This window comes from Alteromonas sp. OM2203 (assembly GCF_048517045.1).
GTDB lineage: Bacteria > Pseudomonadota > Gammaproteobacteria > Enterobacterales > Alteromonadaceae > Alteromonas > Alteromonas gracilis.
Genome location: NZ_CP183209.1, coordinates 3,372,837 through 3,392,646 on the forward strand (window position 1 = coordinate 3,372,837; position 19,810 = coordinate 3,392,646).

Genomic DNA, 19,810 nt, shown 5'->3' on the forward strand with positions numbered 1-19,810 from the left:
TTTACATGCGAGCGCAGTTCGCCATTTAGCCTGCGACACAAGCTCGCTAGATAGATCTATGCTGTGAAAAGAGATTTGGGCGGGCGAAATTGCCCAAAATGAAGGGTTGAATATTGCCCCAATATAGGGGTAATCGCTGCCATAGTGGCCACCGCTATATGGGTTTGTATTACGGGTTGTAAAAGCGCGGAAGCACCAGTGTTAAAGCAATGACCAGAAGGACATTGGCAATCATCTTTACAGCACGCCACGTCAGGTTCTAGGTCAACAATTGCTCGAGGTGTCACTTCAGTATCATTAATGGAGCCTACATTTTGCGATGGCATGCTTTGCTGCTGGCAGTGGGTGCTTGAAGGCTTGGGGGATGTAGTAACGTTATCTGAAAAAGCAGCATGATGAGCGCCATGCGAAGCTTTTCCATGCTTATGACTATTCGCATCGTGAGTTGAAGTCTTTACCACTTCTGTATTAGATGTTAAGTGAGCATGTTCATAAGATACAGCATTACCTGACGACACAAGGGACGCCATCAAGAACAGCATAAGCACTAACGAACGCGCGCTCGTTGCCTTATACCATTTTGGTGTGAAACACTGCTCTAGTTTACTCACGATTTTAATCTAAACGTTTTGCTTTTTTTAATACTTATTAAATCATAGCTCGTTAGCCAATGGCAGTAAAGCCAGAGGCTAATTGCTGCTAACGCTAAATTATTAAAACTGCGACAGATAATCACGCAACATCAATTCCATAGTAGAAAACAACGGATTTGTTTTGGGTACGGCACATTCTTCTTGTTGATTTACCATATTCGCGTTGAAATTCATTTGGCTAAGTAAACGTGGACTAACTACTAAATCGGCGTGACAAAGTGAATACGACTCATCAATAACGAAGAAGGTATTTGGACCTTTACTGGCGTCCATCAATTGCTCAATGCCGCGTATAGGCGTCGTAACGTCAGCTTGTGAATGCGCAGCGAACAGCGGCACTTCGATTAACTGCCCTTCGCTCACTTTCTCGCGAATAGTGTTAATTAAATCCATCAACTCCAAACCAGCAAAGCCAGCGACATTAGGATATTTATAAGGATTTGGGCCGTGAGTCTCATAGCTACCGTCAATCATTCGAGCTAGAAGTTTAATCCCCCAAATTCGAGACATGCCTTCGGCGTTATCAGAAAGCGCAAGCGCGCCAGAAAAGAGCATAATGCCATCGATGTTTTCAGCATCATCCAAGTAGTGCTCTACCGCTAGCGCGCCCCCCGTGGAAAAACCACCCACAAGCAATGTGTTTCCCATGCTATTCGCCAAGTTGATAACATCATCAATGTGTTGTTGCCAGCGCTCTGCTAAATCCCAATCAGACATATCGTCATCGGCATCCCGTTTACCATGCCCAGGAAGTAGCGGTACGACAACCGTAAACCCCTGCTCGAAAAGGATATTGGCAATTTCGCGCATGAAAAAAGGCGAATCACTAAGGCCGTGAATTAACACAGCGACATTATCGCTTTCTTTGTTAGTGAGTATAAAAGGCGCATTACCCTCATTACGCAATACGTTGCTGCAAACAGAGTAGCGGTTAAGGCTAGTTTCTTTGCAAGGCTGGGTTTGCCCCCATTCTTTCTCGTAAAACGCTTTAAACTGCGCCTTGTGCTCTTTTATTTCATTGTTTTCAGCCGCAGCGTTATTTGCAGCCATTAATACAACACAACACGTCAGCGTTTTTACAAAAGACTTCAACGACACCATTCTTCTCCGCTATGGATGACTAATAAAAAAACGGGAGCATATTAACATGCTCCCGCTTTTGTGACGATTCAAACAAAAATTGTATTAGCTGAAATAAGCCTCTAGGTCGTCTGAACCACCAATATGCTTTCCGCCAATAAAGACTTGCGGCACGGTTTCTCGACCACTAATTGCTGTTAGACTTGTGAGTGTGGCGCCTTTACCAAGAACAATCTCTTCGTACTCAAAACCTTTGTCATCGAGCAGCGCTTTAGCTTTTGCACAGAAAGGACACCCTGGTTTCGTAATGATAGAGACCGGCGTATTAGTTTGTTCCTCAGGTGCAATATAGCCAAGCATGGTATCCGCGTCAGACACTTCAAAGGGGTCGCCAGCCACATCAGGCTCGATGAACATTTTGTCCACCACGCCATCTTTTACCAACATTGAGTAGCGCCAGCTTCGTTTACCAAAACCTAGATCTGCCTTATCAACTAACATGCCCATACCGTCTGTAAATTCTCCATTCCCATCTGGAATTACGGTGATGTTATCTGCTTCCTGGTCCGCGGCCCAAGCATTCATTACGAAGGTATCGTTCACCGACATACAAATGATGTCATCAACGCCGTGCTTTGCGAATTTTTTTGCTAACGCATTGTAACGAGGCAAGTGCGTGGATGAGCAGGTGGGCGTGAATGCGCCAGGAAGCGAAAACACAACGACTGTTTTGCCAGAAAATAACTCATCGGTGGTTTTGGTTACCCAAGCTTCGCCCTCTCGGCATTGAAATGACACACTTGGGACTTTTTGCCCCTCTTTTGACGTAAAGCGACTTTCTGACATAACAACCTCTTATCGGTAATTTCGAAAATAAACACATCACTAAGCTTAGAAGCCTAGAGCGAGATCGCACACAAATCAATAGGTATTGCCTTACATTCGTTAATATCGATTTTGATGCTGAATTTAACGCCTGCACTGCCTATCCTTTCTAGCACAGACAGGTAAGGCCGTAAGATTATTTATGGTCGGACTCATTTGCAAATTTCAATGTAAAGCGACATTCGAGGGTTAGCACCATGATTATTTTAGTTGGTGGAGAAAAAGGCGGTAGTGGCAAAAGCTGCTTAGCACAAAATATAGCCGTATACCTTCGCACCGAAAAGGGTGCAAAGGTGCTAATGGTAGACTGCGATCCACAGCGAACGACCTCGGACTGGATCCAGGAGCGTAAGGCTAACCCCCGCCTCGCTGAAATAAATTGCGTTCAGTTATACGGAAAAATACGCAACGAATTATTAAGCCTGCGTCAGTATTACGACTACGTCGTTATCGACTGTGGTGGACAAGACAACCTAGCGTTGCGCTCATCAATGGCGGTCGCTGACCACATTTTGATTCCGTTGCGTCCAAAAAGACGGGATTTGAAGACAGTTCCCCATATGGAAGATATTTTATCTACTTGTAAGATGGTAAACCCCAAGATGAACGCAGCGTTCGTTATTACACAGTGCCCTTCTCTGCCTAGTCTTGCCAGCCGTATCTTAGAAGCAAAAGAAGTCTGTCGCTCGTTCGGCATTCCGGTGCTAAATTCAGTAACGTTTAGCCGCAATATGTATGACGATTCCGAGGAATCAGGTCAATCTGTAATTGAAAGCGAACCGGAAGGCAAAGCCGCTACAGAAATTAGAGCGTTATTTGAAGAGCTACTTGCTGGCAAAATGGAGGATGCTTATGAGTTTGCTCAACCTCAAAAAGTCGAAGCCTTTAGCTAAGCCCAACCTTCGTACTGTTGAAGATTTCATTGATGACGCAACACACTACGCTCAGGGGAAAGTGAATGCGCGACATAATATTAGTGCCGTAAATCAGCGATTATCTACAGAAGCGGCTGTAAAATCTTGTGCTGTAATCACTGACCGAGTTGTATCGATAAACAAGAGGAGTAGTCAGCCAGTGAAAGAAGGTATGCGCCATGCTACTTTCACGCTAACACCGCAATGTATCGATAAGCTTGCAGAGATTTCAGAAAAAACAGGTAAAGCCAAATCTGCATTAATTCGGGAATGGATAAACGCGCATAGTTAAAAATAGACAAAAGTATAAACCTAAATACAGACTTTATTCGTTAAATCCGTCACAATGAAGCAAGGTGCTGCTTTCATGTTAGAACTCAATGAACGGATGCTTCATTAGCGTAATAAACATGTAGATACCGCGAATAACGTTAGTATATAGGAGACAAGAGCGAATGGGCTCAAGGAGACGTAGCACTTTGCGTGTGCTGGGGTGTGCCCTTCTTATTACTCTGCAACTTGCCTATATCAAAATGGCTGTTGCAGAGAACATTGTAGGCGCTGAAATCGCAAACATTGAAAGGCTTCTTGATGCCGAACGATATGCTGATGCCGACAGCAAAGCGCTGCTGTTATTAGAGCAAGCCTACCAGCAACAGAAAATACCTGCCGACGAATTCTTGAGTCTTGGTCTACTTTTCCTTAATGCGTCTCGTTTTGAAGTGTCTAAAGTAGTATTTAGTGCCGCATTAGAACGCTACACAGCGAAAGGTGCACTTAGCAACATGGCACTGACACTGCTTCACCTTGCGACGTCAGAACGGCACCTTTCCAACTACGATTCGTCTCTTACCTACGTGCACCGTGCTATGTCAATTGCTCAAATAGAGCGAGATGATACCTTAAAAGCTAGGCTAAACTTAGAACTCGGAACTATTCAGCAGCAGCAGGGCAAAATTGAGATTGCACTAGAGCCACTCAAACAAGCACTAGGATATTTTCGAGACAACAATATGCCCAGCGAGATGAGTCTTTCCTTGCTGCATATTGGCGACTTATACAGCACACTTAATCAGACTTCACTGGCTCATACCTATTACCGTGATGCATTAGAAAGTATAGAAAAAGCGAATGACAGCCGTCTGCTTGGTATCATCAAAACTCGCCTCGGTGCACTTTTACTTAAAACAAGTTCACCTTCACAGGCAATCCAAAGCATTGAAAGTGGGCTTAAGCACTTAGATGTGACTAAAGACGTGGGCGCTATCGCCGAAGCCAAAATGTTGTTGGGTAGGGCTTTTGTTGAACAGGGTGACACGAGCAAGGGCCGTAAATTGCTGCAAGAGGCCATGGCATTTGCTCAATCATCCGGACAATTAAAACTTTTGCAGGAAGGGCGGCTTGCCCTCGCTCGCGCCTATATGAAGGAGCAGAGTTTCGAGCTGGCGCTAGCAGAGGCGCGCACTGGAACTATTGAGGCTAGAAAACATCGTGATCTACGGGATCAAATAAGCTTTTTATCTTTACAACTGAATGCGTTCGTATCCTTGGGAGAGTTTAAAAAAGCGTTGGACATTCAATCGGTAATTCAGCAGTTACGCGAAGCATTACTGGACACTGAAAACAAATCTGCTATTGAGGGCCTTCAAGCTGAAATTGAAGTGATTCGACAATCTCACACCCTTGAAAAATTAGAGGAATCAAAAGAGCTTGCTCTTGCCCAAGCAGAGCAAGAAAAACTACAAACAACACTAGTTTGGAGCATCTCATTAGCAGCGTTACTGTTCACTTTTCTGATATGGAGCAGATACAAACAGCGCCAGCAAACCATCATTTTGCGCCGTGAGGTTCGTCAGCAAACATTAACACTTCAAGAGAAGAACGAAGAATTACAGGCCGCCTATAGAACCCTTGAAGAAGTCAGCTTACGAGATCCTTTGACGAGTTTATATAACAGACACTACCTTGAGTCTCAGCTTCCCGGAGAAATAAGGCGAAGCCAGTTTTCATCTAATCAAAGCACTGATACGAATAAGTCAAAGCAAGATTTACTGTGTCTACTGATTGATATTGACCATTTCAAACGAATTAACGACGATTATGGCCATATTGCCGGTGATAAAGTGTTGGCATCGTTTGCACAAGTTTTAAAACACGTTTTTAGGCTTACCGATTTAATAATTCGATGGGGAGGCGAAGAATTTTTAGTCGTTTGTCGCCAGTCTAATCGCGAGGAACTTCCAGAGCTTGCTGAACGTTGTCGCGAGATGGTCGCAAGTACCCCTTTTGATATTGGGCTAGAAAAGCCGATAAATATAACCTGTAGTATAGGTTTCTCGTTACTGCCGCCAGACAGAAAAGACAATTTTGACATGGCATGGGAGCGTACGTTTGCTGTCGTTGATTATGCGCTCTACGCTGCAAAGCTCTCAGGAAGAAACGGCTGGGTAGGCGTTATTGAAACACTTAATAACAATGAAAATAAGCGCACGCCAATAGATCATAAATTTAACTTTACTGGTTCAAGAATTGCGACATCATTCAATAACGTTGCAAGTATTAAATGGCCAGATAACCTCGATTAAAAGCAGTAGAGGAATAGCGGTATGTATAGAGGAAGTTGTAGTTGCCAAGCTATTCAGTATGAAGTTGACCATATTGGTGAACTCGAAGCTGATAATGAGACATTGTCACAGGCTGATGCCTGCGCTTTTCGTGTAAACGTAACCAAAGAGCAGCTAGTTATTGACTGCGCACCCTCAACGTTGGCTACGCTTCATGAGTCAAATGGAGAAACGCATCACGTATGCAACCTTTGTGGCAGCATCGTCTATGTAGAGGATAGCTCACATGGTATTGCGATAGAAGTCCATTACAGCGGCCATGATGTGTTAGCAGAGACACACTGCCAATTCATTCTTTAGCGGAATGTTGTGGTGCTTACCACTCGCTATCTATTATTGTATGGTGATAAGCAAAAGCACTTACCACCATATTATGCGATAAATTAATCGCTGCTTTTGATATCTTCCATGTGATATTTGTCAATAAGTGAATAAAGCGTGGGTCTAGTTACGCCAAGAAGCTCGGCCGTTCTCGACATATTCTTTTCAGCTTTTTGATACGCCCGGCGTATTGCGCGGCTTTCTGCAATTTCTCGCACCTCTCGCAAATTCAGCGTTTCTGGCTCATCTTGGGCATCAACAGGTATTAATCCTAGATCGTCAGGCTGTATAACCGTGCCCTCTGCCATGATCACCGCCGACTTCAATTTGTTCTGCATTTCGCGAATGTTGCCCGGCCATTTATGGGCGAGCATGGCGTTAACCGCTGACTCAGAAAAGCTTTTGGCTTTCGCTTTAAACTCTTCGCGGTAAATATTGAGGAAAGTTCGGGCAAGCAAAATAATATCTTGATCACGGTCGCGCAGCGGCGGGATCATAATAGGCATCTCACCCACACGATAGTATAAATCTTCTCTGAAGGTTTCTTGCGCAACCATACTTTGCAAATCACGGTGTGTTGCACAAATGACCCGAATGTCTACTGGAATCTCATTTCGACCGCCAACGCGCTCTATTACACGCTCTTGCAAAAAACGAAGCATTTTAGCCTGGAGTCCAATAGGCATGTCGCCAATCTCATCCAAGAATAGCGTACCACCTTGAGCGGTCTCTATTTTGCCCACCGTTGTTTTATTTGCGCCGGTAAACGCCCCCTTTTCATATCCGAATAGTTCACTTTCTAGCAAATTTTCTGGAATAGAGGCGCAGTTAATCGCTACGAAGGGCTTATCTCTTCTCGGGCTGTGCTCATGAATACTTCGAGCAAAAACTTCTTTACCTGTACCACTTTCACCCAATAACAAGGTACTTATATCTGTATTGGCAATTTTTTCTGCACGGCGCACTACTTTTTGAATCGCCTCGCTATTACCTACAATACGCGACATACCCGAACGAGCGCGGGCTAATATACTGTTTTCATGTTCTAGCTTAGAAAGATTGAGTGCGCGGTGGACAAGCAACTTAATGGTGTCAGAGTCTATTGGCTTTTGATAAAAATCGTAGGCTCCGAAATCTATGGCCTTCAACGCATTTTGCTTGTCATTGTTTCCTGTAACAACAATGACTTTGGTTCGCGGCGCAAGAGAGATGATATCATGAAGAATGCGAAGGCCCTCTGAGGCATTCGCAGGGTCGGGAGGCAGTCCTAAATCAAGAGTAACAACTTTTGGCTCAAATCGACGCAGTTGAGCAATGGCTGAAGTATGATCGTCAGCAAAAACAACATTGTAATCCGTAAGACTCCATTTTAGCTGCTTTTGTATACCTAAATCATCGTCTACTACCAAAATGGTATCAGTCATTTTATCATCCTATTATTATACTTCATCCATTCATCGTGCTTGGATTTGTGCGGTTTTTCACCGCTTATTTAGCGTACACCCTATCCTATCGGAAAATACAGTGTAAAACAGCTGCCACGACCTGGTTCGCTTTGAACAGTAAGCTTCCCGCCAATTGACTCAATGTAGGTTTTAGCATCGTAAGCGCCAATGCCCATACCTGCATTCCCTTTGGTCGTATCAAAAGGCTTAAATAAGCGTTCATCAATAAACGCTTTATCCATACCAGTACCGGTATCTTCTATCATTACAAGCTGTGTATTATTATCTGAATTACTGGTAATAACCACATCTACTTCACCATCATCTGCGGTAGCTTGCTGTGCATTACTTATAAGATGGTAAAGTACGTTTGCGACTTTTTCTCTATCTACCAGCACGGGAGTTTCTCGAACAAGATGCACGGCAGGTAGCGGACGTAACGCTGAACAGCGCTTTTCGACCACATCTTTTGCAATATCTGAAAGGAGAAACTCGGAATTTACGCCCTCTTCTACCGCTTTTTTATCGGTAAGTTGTTTTAGCATTTTTTCCATTCTTGCTTTGGTGTGCTCTAAAGTCTCAAAGGTGTCATCAATAAACTCAGGATTGTGCTTATGCTGCTGCGCATTGGCCAGTATCAAGTCGACCTGCGCTAAAACATTTTTTAAATCATGCAGTACAAATGCTGACATTCGATTGAACGCAGCGAACTGTGCATTTTCAGCCACAACTTGGGCAGCTTCGTGATGTTGCATGTACGTACCCACTTGCTCGGATACAGCGGTAAGGTAATCTTTTACTTCCCAGTTAAGGCTGATTTTTTCCTTATCTCCCGGCGCAAGTACAGCAAAGCCCCATAACCCACCCTCTTTCAATAAGGGAACAAAGAGCTGGTAGCCCCACTGCTTTAGTGCATCTCTATCTAACTTTAGCCCCTCGTAATCAAAGGGTTTAACTAGGTAAGCATCGGTGTCGATTATCCAACCATTTTCATCACTATATAGCACGAGCGCATCAAGGGTCTTACACCTATATTCTTTACCGTCCGATATAGGAGACGCCGAAGCAATACATTCATACCCATTTTGCGTGACTTTAAATAACAAACCAGAATCGTACTGGATTGCGTTAAGCATGCCGGTTAAACCCGCATAGTACACATCCGAACTCGATTCTCCGGCTTTCGTCAGCCATTTCGTTAACTTTACCCACTCGACGCGATAATCGAACTGGTTTGCAAAAAAGTGCTTCGTAATAAATACTTTTATCTTCGTTCGAAAACCATTGGATAAAAATACCGTGGCGAGCAAAGCGAAAGACATCACAACCAAAATTATTTGAACAGTAGCGCCCCAGTTTCCCCCCAAATAGTTTATCGCGTACCCGACTACGGCCATTATGAATAGGTAGCCACCTGCCACTAAAAGCAGCGAGCTATGCAGAACGACATCGCGAGAGATAAATATATCTATGCCCCAATGATGAATTCGGCGTATAGAAATAACAAGCAGGGGCATCAACAGGAAGTAGATGAAACCGCGAGCAGCTATATAGCCAACCTCCACTTGGTTAACCATGGTCGCGTTCGCGTAAGTGACAAATTCAAATAAATTTGTGGCACCTAGATAAATGATAAGCGGCTTGAAGGCCCATTGCTCTCGGCCTGCTTGTCTGTAGACAACTTCCAGTAAAACCAATACTTCTAAAGACAATACGATAAGAACAAGAAAGCTCCACGCTGGATTGACCGCCAATAAATAGGGCGCAAACAATGCAACTAGCGCAGGCGCTAGAATGATAAGTGTGACGGGCCGCTTTAAAACATCGAAAATGTTGTTGAAACTTGTTTGAAGGCAGCCAGCTAAAAATAACAGCCACGCAAGCTGCTTAAGGACATCAGCGCTGAGCAACCAACTTAATGAAACCGGGCCAAACAGTGCAGTGACTAAACTTGTCGACCATAAAAACGTAGCAGCCGTAGCCAAGACTAATAGATTCTTGGCCACACCTGGTTTGCGTACGGTCAATAACAACAATAAAAGGGCTAAATGCGCCAGACTGTTTAACACATAGCCTACATCTGAAATCATCCCTTCATCTCACCCTTTTTATTTTGTAAAGCACTACCTTTTACGGATAACCAGAGAGCCTATTGAGTAACCCGCTCCAAATGAGCAAAGTACGCCAACATCGCCGGCAACAAGATCCTCATGGTTGAGGCCAAAGGCGATCACAGAGCCAGCCGAAGCAGTGTTGGCAAATTCATCCAGCACAATTGGCGCCTCGGTACGGTCGGCATCACGCCCTAGCAGTCGCTTACAAATCAGGGTGTTCATATTAATATTTGCCTGATGCAGCCACCAGCGTTTTACGCCTTCAGGCTTTATGTCGTGAGTAGCCAAGTGCTCTTCAATATGTGCCGCAGCCAAAGGGCAAACTTCTTTGAACACTTTTCTCCCAGCCTGATGGAATAACTTATCAGGTCCGTAAGGGTCAACATCTTCTGCACGGGTCATATAGCCAAAGTTTGATCGGATGTTGTTTGAGAACTTTGTCAGGGCCTTAGTGCTAAGCACGTCATAAACATGTTCACTCTGAGCGGTTTCAGCCATCTCTAGTACAGTAGCGGTTGCCACATCACCAAAAATAAAATGGCTGTCGCGATCTGCGTAGTTGATTTGTGGAGACACCAACTCGGGATTAATTACCAATACTCGCGTCGCATTTTTTGCGCAGAGCATTTCATAAGCGCGGTGCATACCAAAGGTTGCGGCCGAGCACGCCACCAACATATCGAAACCGAAACCTTCAATATTTAGTGCTTCTTGCACTTCTATGGCTATTGCTGGATATGCACGTTGCGTATAGGCACATGAGACGATCACGGCGTCAATATCTTTACTATCTAGTTTAGCTGATGCTAGTGCTAGCTTTGCCGCTTCAACGGCTATTTCAGCTTGATGAGAAAGCTCGTCATCGCTGCGGGGTTCAATTTTCGGTTTCATCCGAGTGATATCTAGCGCGCCCTCTTTCTGATAGATGTAGCGGCTTTTTATACCTGAAGCTTTTTCGATGAACTCTGCACTTGAATAAGGCATTGCGCTAACTTCGCCCGTCTCTATTTGTGTCTTATTTTCTTCATTGAAAGCATCAACATAGGCATTATAGCTATTAACCAGTTCTTCGTTTGTAATACTGTCTTTAGGGTGCCATACACCTACACCACTGATCACAACTTGATGAGACATAATCATTCTCTATTTTTTTAATTAACACCACAAACGCACTATGCACAGCGTTGCGACATGCCTTTTACACGATAGGCGACATGCCCTTCGCACAATAGGCGACGTGTCCTGTACGCGATAATACGTATGCAATTTAGCTCCTCCGATACCCTATTATTAGGTGCCGGGGGGCATTTGATGTCCTATAGCTTACCTTAATCCGCTTTCGGTGTAACTATAGTGAATGCGTCCCATCGTGTTGCGCCGGTAATTAACGGCTCTAACCCAAATAATCTAATTAGAAAATAAATCGCATTTGCCTGCGAAGCGTTTGAGCTAAACCAGACATGTAGATTGAAAGGGGCTAGTGAATTGAAATGCTCAAAAAATATCTGACCAAGTTATCCTCGTTTAGTGAAAACCTTGGTCTACTCATGTTTAACTTTAGAACCTTGTACTTTTTACTTTTGACAACAGCTCTGATATTCACCTCATAGCCAATAAAAAACCCGCTTTTAAAAGCGGGTTTTCATATTGCGTTTGGTAAATAATTAAAGCTGGTTAATTTGCCACACTGTTACCGTGCCGCTTACTTCGCTACCTACTACTAGAAGAGGAACACCACTTGGGCTGTCTTCTGCACTAACAAATACTAGGCTCTCAGGCGCAAGGTCACCAATAACATCATCGGCAGTTAACCCTTCAGTAAGGTCACGATTGATAATGTATTCAGCAAACTGAACATCATATGGGTTAGTTACGTCGTAAACGAAAATACCACCCATGCGCTCTGTGCCAATAAAGGCATACGTGCGATCGCCCACTTGCCCAACCGTTAAGGCTTCTGGCTCAGGGCCTTTATTTTCAGAGCGTGAGTCACCCGCGTTTTCATCATCACCGTTGTTAAACTGTGCGCCGTGGACTGAAGCAGTAATACGCTCAAAATCGTCACCTGAGTCGTAAACCACCAAACCGTTTTGATCCCAAATAGTAAATGAACGGGCGCCATATGCATACGCTGCATCGTATTCACCGTCACCATCTGCATCGCCCATGGCTGATGTTACACGTAAATCATCGGCTTCACCGGTTGCTTGTAGCATAGCTAATTCAGAGTTAGCAGCAGCAGTCAGATCTTCTACTTTTACTTCGTCAGTATACGCTAGGCAGCCGTCGTTCTCATCAAAATCAACACCGCCAGCAGCTGTACATGCGGCCTCGTCGGCAGCTTCAAAGAAGTATTCGCGAGCATCGCCTTCATTCGCTGTTACAATAAACGTCGCATCTTTCCACGTAAAGTTAGCGATAGTATCAGGCTGGTATACGCCATACAGCCCTGTATACTGACCAAAGCTCACTGCTCCATCTTCTTGTATGTCAATATTCAAGCCAGCCCACGACTTAGTCCCTAAACCAACAACATCAACAGTTAACTCTTCTAAATCTAAAATAGCCAAGCCGTTGTTTTCTTGCAGGCTTACATAAGCAACATCGTTAGTGGCTGTGATATATTCCGGCTCTAAATCTTTAGCAACAGATGACGTGATTGCAGTGCCATTAATTGTGCGCCCTGCTGGGTTAGGGAACATCATACCCTGTGCCATCAAGTCAGCTTCGGTGCCGTTAAGTGCGCTAAATCCAACAGTAGTCCCTGTTTCTTCAGGCTCACCACTCGCTAGAATATTGATAACCGTGATCGAACCTTCAGGGTCGATAGTGTAGTCATCAGAAGGCTCACCTTCGTTTGCTACCAACACTTTGCCACCATCAGGCGTAAAGGTAACCATATCAGGCAACGCACCTACTACTACCGAATCCAAAAAAGCAGGCGATGAGCTATCCAAGCCGTTATAAAACAGTACATAACCATTGTCTGTTTTCACATTAGCTGGCACTGCAACGGCCATAAGGTCACCGCTTATTGCAATGCTTGTTACGCTACCCAGCGTTACGCCGTTAATATCAGCAGGCAGTGCGATAGTAGTTGGCGTTAGCGTAGTCGTGTTAATTGGATCAGCCATGGTAGCGGTATTCACGCTAGAGGCATCAATAACCGCGATAGTGTTGGTCTCTCCATTTGTTGCGTAAATTGTGCTGGTTCCAGCATGAAACTGAACAATTTCAGCGGCTGTTTGGTTACCTAGGAAGGCGCGACCAACGACGTCCATAGCAATGCCAATTGACGCATCGGTACCATCGCTTCCATCTGCTCCAGCTTCGCCTTGCTCGCCTTGTGGACCCTGTGCACCTGTTTCACCTTGCGCACCGTCATCGCCATCGAGGCCGCATCCAGAAAGCGCAGCAGACACTAAAAATGCAAGTAATCCATATTTAAATTTATTACGCACTGCCATCTTATTTCCTTTTTATTTGTATTTTTGTCGTACGTTGTCAGGCCCTAGAAATCTCGAAGTTTTCACTTTCGCTGAAGAAAGTAAAAAGAGAAACGGGGACTTCTTGACTTAGTACACCAGAAAATTTATGTAACTTCTATGTATAAATTAGAATCAGTTTATGACACAAATATTAAATAGGCAAAGGGCAGTCACTTTTCTATAACAAAGATAAGAACCACACGGGTTTAACCCACCGAAAATCATAGATAAAGCAAACGCCTAGTTTTATTTGAAGGCACTATCTGATACTAATATTCACAATATTATGTATAAACTTAATGAAATTGGAATAGCTCGTTGTTGAAGTGAGTGGTTCCGACGCTCTTAGGTTTTTAAAAGGATTAGTCATGAAATTGAAATTCACAGCGTCAGCATTGATTGCAGCGACGCTTACGCTAACTGCTTGTGCAACCTCACCAACAGGCAGAAATCAAGTATTGCTCTTTTCTGAGAGTCAGTTAGCTCAAATGGGTGACCAAGCTTTCACAGGAATGAAAGAGGAGCTGAAGATTTCGAATAAGTCTGTTCAGAATTCTTACGTAGAATGTGTAGCAAACGCGATTACTGCCCAAGTACCTGCTAGCGTTTTCAATGGTCAGTGGGAAGTGGTGGTGTTTGACGATGAACAGGTAAATGCGTTTGCCCTGCCAGGCGGAAAGATTGGCGTTTATACAGGGCTTCTTAACGTTGCAGAAAACCAGCATCAACTTGCCGCTGTTATCGGTCATGAAGTGGGGCATGTTATTGCAGAGCACGGTAACGAACGGATGTCTCAATCAACATTGATAAATATGGGAAGTCAAGCGGTTGGTCAGGTGTTAGCAGCGAACGAAGTGCCTCAATCAGGGCCGATTATGGCTGCCATAGGGTTAGGTGTTCAGGTGGGTGTTCAGCTTCCCTTCAGCAGAACTCACGAATCTGAAGCCGATGTTATAGGTCTTCAGCTCATGGCGAAGTCTGGATTTGACCCTAGACAGTCAGTTAACTTATGGCAAAACATGGATGCGGCAAGTGGGGGTAACCGTCCAATGGAACTGTTATCAACTCACCCTGCTCCGCAAACCAGAATTGATAACTTGCAAGCTAATATGCCCGACGCCTATGCAGACTATCAAGCCACTGCCTATCGTCCTAACTGTAGATAATAGGTTGGCTCCCAAATCGACGTTTTTTGCTACTACAAGATTACAGTAAAAGGTATCAGTATTTCCTTTCCTTAAAGCAAAAAAAACGCTGCAATATTGCAGCGTTTTTTGTTTTCAAAGCTAGTGACTATTCGCCGTCTTGCTTGTGAAGATGAACATCCATTTGTGGGAATGGAATAGAAATACCTTCTTTGTCGAAGCGAAGTTTGACTTGCTCAGTAAAATCGAACTTAACCGACCAGAAATCTGCAGCTTTTACCCAAGGGCGTACTACAAAGTTAACGCTGCTATCTGCTAGTTCAGAAACTGCAACAGTCGGTGCGGGCTCTGCCAAAATACGCTCATCAGCAGCAATCATTTCTTGCAATACCTGCTTAGCTTTCAACAAGTCGGCGTCGTAACCAATACCTACAACCATGTCTACGCGACGAGTATCTTTTGCAGAATAGTTGGTGATGTTACCGCCATAAATATTACCATTTGGTACAATAATCTCTTTATTGTCTGGTGTATTCATTGTGGTTGTGAAGATACCAATCTTCTTAATAGAACCCGCCGTACCAGCAGCTTCAACAAAATCGCCTGCTTTAAATGGCTTAAATACTAGAAGCATTACACCAGCCGCGAAATTCTTCAGTGAATCTTGCAGTGATAGGCCAATTGCTAGACCGGCAGCACCCAGTATTGCGACAAGAGACGTAGTGTCTACACCTAGTTGGTCGAGTGACGCTACAATAACAAACAGCATCAAAATTGCGCTAAGTATGGCTTCTAGGAAGTCTACTAACATGTCATCGTATTTAGATTTAGCCATTAGGCGTCTAAAAACAGAAAGGATGAGTCCAACTACGATTTTACCGATTACATAAATTGCAATCGCCATTAATATATTGATACCCCAAGGAATGGCGTATTCGTTTATATATCTTTCAACATCGCTTGCTGAAAAAAGCGAGAGTTTCTCTTCCATAATATGGTCCTTGTCATGGTTAGTTGTGATTAACGCAAATACGTTAGCAGCTATTCGTATTAACACCAATACATAATAGGCTCAAACAGCATAAATTTGCTCTAAAGTCTAATCTACATAGGCTGTTGATAGTGCGCCCCTTATCCTAAAGTAGCGGTCTGAAAAGTCATTTTCACCCATCACATAGACTAAAGTTTGAGTATCTTTTTGAATAATTGTCACACCCCTGTAACTCATTAAAAGCATGATCTCATTAGAAGCTTAAATACGCTTTGCTATTTTCCATAAAATTGGAAGTTACCGAGTTTTAAGACAATTTTTTTGATGATTTTTTAGCCGCAAAGTTTTAGACTAAAGTCTCATGAAAGTTGGACGCGCTGCACACCTAATAATTGGCTGGCCAACCTGAAATGAACGAGCTTTAGCAAACTATGTCACTTAAAGGATTAACGCATGTTGCTTCTCATTACCTTATTTTCAGTTGTATTGTGTTTGTTTTTATATTCACTTCGCACTGATAAAGGAAAACATACTAAGTACGCAAGAGCGGAGTACCGCCCGTCACATCAATCGAAGCGAACAACCTCTGTGTTGAAATCGTCTTCTAACGACTCTTCGCCCACTGCGGCGTAAAGGTAAAACCGAATCAGCAAATATTTAAAGGGCGCATGCTGTTGTTCGTGTCATTTACTATTAAGGCGAATTTAACCTTAAAGTGCACACGAAGTCTTCAACAGCATTGCAACCTGTATCTCCATACACGTATTATACGCGGTAAAACCATACACCTGATTTACTATGCGTATACCTAGAGTCTATTACCCCAACCCCATCCCGTTAGAACAAGAATTTGAGTTAACCGAAGATGCAGGACATCACATCGCCACGGTTTTACGTATTAAGCCCAATCGCCCTATAGTGCTATTTAATGGTGATGGTAATGAATACAGCGCACAAGTCATCAGTGTTCAAAGGAAAAAAGTTACGGTAGAAGCTGATGCTTGCCTTTCTCTGGCAAAAGAGTCGCCACTTCACATTCACCTAGGTCAAGGTGTATCTAAAGGCGATAGAATGGACACCGTTTTGCAAAAGGGTGTGGAACTTGGAGTGTCTGAAATTACACCTATCATCACCGAGCGCTGCACCGTAAAGCTTGATGAATCGCGCTGGGAGAAAAAAATCCAGCAATGGCAAAGGATCATTATCGGCGCGTGCGAACAAAGCGGTCGCAACGTTATTCCAACACTTAATGCACCTGTTAGTCTGAGCCAGTGGCTGTCATCATCAACAAGTACAACAAGGCTTGTACTTGCTCCAGGAGCGGAACAAAGTTTAGCCAGACAACCTTATAACACGCAGGGTTTTCGTTTATTAATTGGTCCTGAAGGTGGCTTGGCCGAAACAGAAATACATCAAGCGAATGAGAGTGGTTACCAGTCAGTAAGTCTGGGACCTCGAATTTTGCGAACGGAAACCGCGGCAATAACCAGCCTAAGTATACTTCAAGCGCTGCATGGCGACTTTTAACGCCCTTTGCTTGTGAAATGATTAGCTTGAAGAAGTTAAACTGTGCCCCAATATAAAACAAAAAGTAGCTGGCCCGTCTGTGATGGGATTTTATAAATATTCAAGGTGAGACACTATGCAATATACCGTTGGCGTAATCATGGACCCCATTGCGAGCATTAAGCCACATAAAGACACAAGCTTCGCAATGATGCTTGAAGCCCAGCGCCGCGGTGCAAAAGTTGTCTATTTCGAGCTAAAAGACTTGTACTTAGATAACGGTAAGCCTATGGGGCTTGGTAAAACCGTATCAGTAAAAGATCAAGCAACAGAATTTTATACTGTTGAGGATGAATTTACTGTTCACTTAGGAGATATCGATGTATTGCTAATGCGCAAAGACCCTCCGTTTGACAGTGAATTCCTCTATGCCACTCAAATACTTTCGCTCGCTCAAGACGAAGGCGCGATAGTGGTTAACAATCCGCAGGCGCTGCGTGATTACAACGAAAAGCTATTGACGTCTTACTTTCCAGAGCATATTCCTCATACATTGGTTTCAAACAATCAAACCTTGATCCGCGAGTTTCACGCTAAACACAAGGATATTATTTGTAAGCCATTGGACGGTATGGGCGGTGCCTCTATCTTCAGAATTAAACCCGACGGCAATAACTTGGGCGTTGTCATTGAAACGTTAACTAAGTTGGGCACCCGATACATGATGGTCCAAGAGTATTTGCCAGAAATAAAAGATGGCGATAAACGTGTACTCATTGTTGATGGCGAAGTGATGCCCTACTGCTTAGCACGCCTGCCAACTAAGGGCGAAACCCGCGGTAATTTAGCTGCCGGCGGTACTGGTCGCCCGCAGCCGATTTCAGAGTCTGACAGAGCGCTAGCTGAGGCTATAGCGCCCACGCTGAAAGAAAATAATATTCTTTTTGTGGGTCTTGATGTAATTGGGAATAAAATTACCGAAATAAACATTACTAGCCCAACGTGCGTACGAGAAATAGAAGCAGCTTACGACATCAATATAATTGGCGCGCTGTTTGATGCGATAGAAAAGCGCCTGACGAAGTAAAGAGATATAAGTCTCAACGCGCTTGGGCCCTATACCGACGACATTTTAAACAATAAGTAAAAAAGGCCTGCATGCTGATAGTTCGCAGTCCGATAGAAGTGAAAGAAAAACTATGACGGAATTGAAAAGCTTACAGAACCACTTTTTAGTCGCGATGCCGAGCCTGGACGATCCGTACTTTTCCCGATCACTCATTTATGTTTGTGAACATAACGCAGAAGGTGCAATGGGCATCGTAGTAAATCAGCCTTCTACGATGAACGTGAAGCAACTTCTAGAACAAACTGATAAAGAACTTAATGTATCTGATGAAAAAGCTGAGGATATCGTTCTCGCTGGTGGGCCTGTGAGTCAAGAGCGCGGGTTTGTGCTCCATTCTACTCAAAAAGCATGGGCGTCGAGTCTCAAGCTTGCACCGGGCATTATGGTCACCACATCTAAAGATATACTTACTGCAATTGCCAATGATGAAGGGCCGAAAGACGTGCTTATTGCATTAGGCTATGCAGGTTGGACTGCGGGGCAGCTTGAAAAAGAAATGCAAGAGAACGCGTGGCTAACCATTGAAGCCGATGAAGATATCTTGTTTAACACGCCCATACACAAAAAGTGGCAGGCGACGGTAAATAAATTGGGTGTTGACGTGTGGCAGCTTGCACCAGGAGCCGGACATGCCTGAGTTAGGTAATCGCACGGTACTTGCGTTTGATTTTGGTACTAAAAGTATTGGCGTGGCGGTGGGACAAGAGATTACCGGTACCGCTTCGCCGCTAGCGGCATTAAAAGCGAAAGACGGCATTCCAGACTGGGCGGTGATTGAAAAGCTGTACGAAGAATGGGGCCCTCACGTTATCGTGGTGGGATTACCGCTTAATATGGATGGTACCGAGCAAGAAATGACCCAGCGAGCACGCAAGTTTGCCAACCGTCTGCACGGGCGTTTTCGTGTGGCAGTGGAAACGTGTGATGAGCGCCTTACTACTACTGATGCCAGATCCATGTTGTTTGAGTTAGGCGGTTATAAGAAGCTAACTAAAGATAAAGTAGATAGCGTGTCTGCTTGTGTTATTTTTGCCAGTTGGAGTGAAAGCCAATATGGATAAGCCAATTAAGCAATACGCTTTATGCGCTCCAGCAAAATCGCGTTACCCTAAGCGCAATAAATTATTGTGCTAACGTTATTCAGGGCGGTGTCCTTCATTACACTGCCAACATAACTCGAATGCACTACCGTTTTCCTCTCCACATTGCGTGCAAAGCCAGTCTTCTCTGGCCCCCGTTGCTTTATTTGCGTTGTTTATTAACGCTTCCACCACTTTAGAAGCCCTGTCATACCAACTGTCATCAACAAGCCATACTTCTTGTTGTGAGTCTTGCCAAGGCAGCTCACCAATGGCGCCGCTAGCAAACTCGTTTTTTACCATATAAGGGATAGATAGAGCGTCTAATTCACTGCGAACGGCTTGCATTTCAAAGGCATCGTGTGAAGTGAAAAGTTTTTTCAAAAGCAATCCTCATTCAAATACAAAAGCAGCCACTGAAGGCTGCTTTTTTAGA

Annotated in this window: 18 protein-coding genes; 9 read left to right on the forward strand and 9 right to left on the reverse strand. The window is 44.1% G+C overall.

Annotated elements, in window-relative coordinates; genetic code table 11:
• Nucleotides 1-56: 56 nt before the first annotated feature.
• The 3 genes from ACM0P2_RS14920 to ACM0P2_RS14930 form a co-directional block, all read right to left on the reverse strand.
• Nucleotides 57-611 carry a hypothetical protein gene (locus ACM0P2_RS14920; RefSeq protein WP_419226761.1) on the reverse strand — a complete coding sequence of 185 codons (555 nt, stop codon included), beginning with the start codon at nucleotides 609-611 and terminating at the stop codon, nucleotides 57-59.
• Nucleotides 612-713: 102 nt separating this feature from the next.
• A complete protein-coding gene (locus tag ACM0P2_RS14925; protein WP_173359126.1) occupies nucleotides 714-1,754 on the reverse strand; it encodes an alpha/beta fold hydrolase in 1,041 nt (346 codons plus the stop codon).
• Between the two features lie 84 nt (nucleotides 1,755-1,838).
• On the reverse strand, nucleotides 1,839-2,579 hold the full coding sequence (locus ACM0P2_RS14930) for a glutathione peroxidase (RefSeq protein WP_419226762.1): 741 nt from the start codon (nucleotides 2,577-2,579) through the stop codon (nucleotides 1,839-1,841).
• Between the two features lie 236 nt (nucleotides 2,580-2,815).
• Here ACM0P2_RS14930 and ACM0P2_RS14935 point away from each other — a divergent pair, with 236 nt between their 5' ends.
• From ACM0P2_RS14935 to ACM0P2_RS14950, 4 genes are all read left to right on the forward strand, one after another.
• Nucleotides 2,816-3,511, forward strand: coding sequence for an AAA family ATPase (locus ACM0P2_RS14935; protein ID WP_105929571.1), 696 nt, complete (start codon nucleotides 2,816-2,818; stop codon nucleotides 3,509-3,511).
• The gene (locus ACM0P2_RS14940; protein ID WP_419226763.1) at nucleotides 3,471-3,824 is read left to right on the forward strand and encodes a replication protein RepA; all 354 of its coding nucleotides are present in this window, start codon (nucleotides 3,471-3,473) and stop codon (nucleotides 3,822-3,824) included. The genes ACM0P2_RS14935 and ACM0P2_RS14940 overlap by 41 nt, the downstream gene beginning before the upstream one ends.
• 163 nt (nucleotides 3,825-3,987) lie before the next feature.
• On the forward strand, nucleotides 3,988-6,117 hold the full coding sequence (locus ACM0P2_RS14945; protein ID WP_419226764.1) for a diguanylate cyclase domain-containing protein: 2,130 nt from the start codon (nucleotides 3,988-3,990) through the stop codon (nucleotides 6,115-6,117).
• Nucleotides 6,118-6,138: 21 nt separating this feature from the next.
• Complete coding sequence (locus tag ACM0P2_RS14950; protein ID WP_159117879.1) at nucleotides 6,139-6,456, forward strand: ADP-ribosylglycohydrolase; 318 nt, start codon at nucleotides 6,139-6,141, stop codon at nucleotides 6,454-6,456.
• A gap of 83 nt (nucleotides 6,457-6,539) precedes the next feature.
• On the opposite strand, the gene prsR is transcribed toward ACM0P2_RS14950, so the two are convergent.
• The 4 genes from prsR to ACM0P2_RS14970 all read right to left on the reverse strand — a co-directional run bounded on the left by prsR (nucleotide 6,540) and on the right by ACM0P2_RS14970 (nucleotide 13,503).
• Nucleotides 6,540-7,901, reverse strand: coding sequence for a PEP-CTERM-box response regulator transcription factor (gene prsR, locus ACM0P2_RS14955; protein ID WP_159117878.1), 1,362 nt, complete (start codon nucleotides 7,899-7,901; stop codon nucleotides 6,540-6,542).
• An 80-nt stretch (nucleotides 7,902-7,981) separates the two neighbouring features.
• Nucleotides 7,982-10,012, reverse strand: coding sequence for an XrtA/PEP-CTERM system histidine kinase PrsK (gene prsK / locus ACM0P2_RS14960; protein WP_173359130.1), 2,031 nt, complete (start codon nucleotides 10,010-10,012; stop codon nucleotides 7,982-7,984).
• A 33-nt stretch (nucleotides 10,013-10,045) separates the two neighbouring features.
• Nucleotides 10,046-11,170: a beta-ketoacyl-ACP synthase III gene (locus tag ACM0P2_RS14965; protein ID WP_173359131.1), complete on the reverse strand. Its 1,125-nt coding sequence runs from the start codon at nucleotides 11,168-11,170 to the stop codon at nucleotides 10,046-10,048.
• A gap of 530 nt (nucleotides 11,171-11,700) precedes the next feature.
• Complete coding sequence (locus ACM0P2_RS14970; RefSeq protein ID WP_159117875.1) at nucleotides 11,701-13,503, reverse strand: choice-of-anchor I family protein; 1,803 nt, start codon at nucleotides 13,501-13,503, stop codon at nucleotides 11,701-11,703.
• Between the two features lie 389 nt (nucleotides 13,504-13,892).
• Here ACM0P2_RS14970 and ACM0P2_RS14975 point away from each other — a divergent pair, with 389 nt between their 5' ends.
• Nucleotides 13,893-14,690 carry a M48 family metallopeptidase gene (locus tag ACM0P2_RS14975; RefSeq protein WP_159117874.1) on the forward strand — a complete coding sequence of 266 codons (798 nt, stop codon included), beginning with the start codon at nucleotides 13,893-13,895 and terminating at the stop codon, nucleotides 14,688-14,690.
• 127 nt (nucleotides 14,691-14,817) lie between these two features.
• On the opposite strand, the gene ACM0P2_RS14980 is transcribed toward ACM0P2_RS14975, so the two are convergent.
• Nucleotides 14,818-15,660, reverse strand: coding sequence for a mechanosensitive ion channel family protein (locus tag ACM0P2_RS14980; protein ID WP_159117873.1), 843 nt, complete (start codon nucleotides 15,658-15,660; stop codon nucleotides 14,818-14,820).
• A 798-nt stretch (nucleotides 15,661-16,458) separates the two neighbouring features.
• Here ACM0P2_RS14980 and ACM0P2_RS14985 point away from each other — a divergent pair.
• The 4 genes from ACM0P2_RS14985 (at nucleotide 16,459) to ruvX (ending at nucleotide 19,356) form a co-directional block, all read left to right on the forward strand.
• The gene (locus ACM0P2_RS14985; RefSeq protein WP_173359132.1) at nucleotides 16,459-17,187 is read left to right on the forward strand and encodes a 16S rRNA (uracil(1498)-N(3))-methyltransferase; all 729 of its coding nucleotides are present in this window, start codon (nucleotides 16,459-16,461) and stop codon (nucleotides 17,185-17,187) included.
• A gap of 115 nt (nucleotides 17,188-17,302) precedes the next feature.
• Nucleotides 17,303-18,253 (forward strand): glutathione synthase, encoded by a 951-nt coding sequence (gene gshB / locus ACM0P2_RS14990; protein WP_173359133.1) that lies wholly within the window; start codon nucleotides 17,303-17,305, stop codon nucleotides 18,251-18,253.
• Between the two features lie 112 nt (nucleotides 18,254-18,365).
• Complete coding sequence (locus ACM0P2_RS14995) at nucleotides 18,366-18,932, forward strand: YqgE/AlgH family protein (RefSeq protein WP_173359134.1); 567 nt, start codon at nucleotides 18,366-18,368, stop codon at nucleotides 18,930-18,932.
• Complete coding sequence (gene ruvX / locus ACM0P2_RS15000) at nucleotides 18,925-19,356, forward strand: Holliday junction resolvase RuvX (protein WP_159117869.1); 432 nt, start codon at nucleotides 18,925-18,927, stop codon at nucleotides 19,354-19,356. Before ACM0P2_RS14995 ends, ruvX begins: the two co-directional genes overlap by 8 nt.
• A gap of 75 nt (nucleotides 19,357-19,431) precedes the next feature.
• On the opposite strand, the gene ACM0P2_RS15005 is transcribed toward ruvX, so the two are convergent.
• Nucleotides 19,432-19,758: a DUF2007 domain-containing protein gene (locus tag ACM0P2_RS15005; protein ID WP_159117868.1), complete on the reverse strand. Its 327-nt coding sequence runs from the start codon at nucleotides 19,756-19,758 to the stop codon at nucleotides 19,432-19,434.
• Nucleotides 19,759-19,810 lie beyond the last annotated feature (52 nt).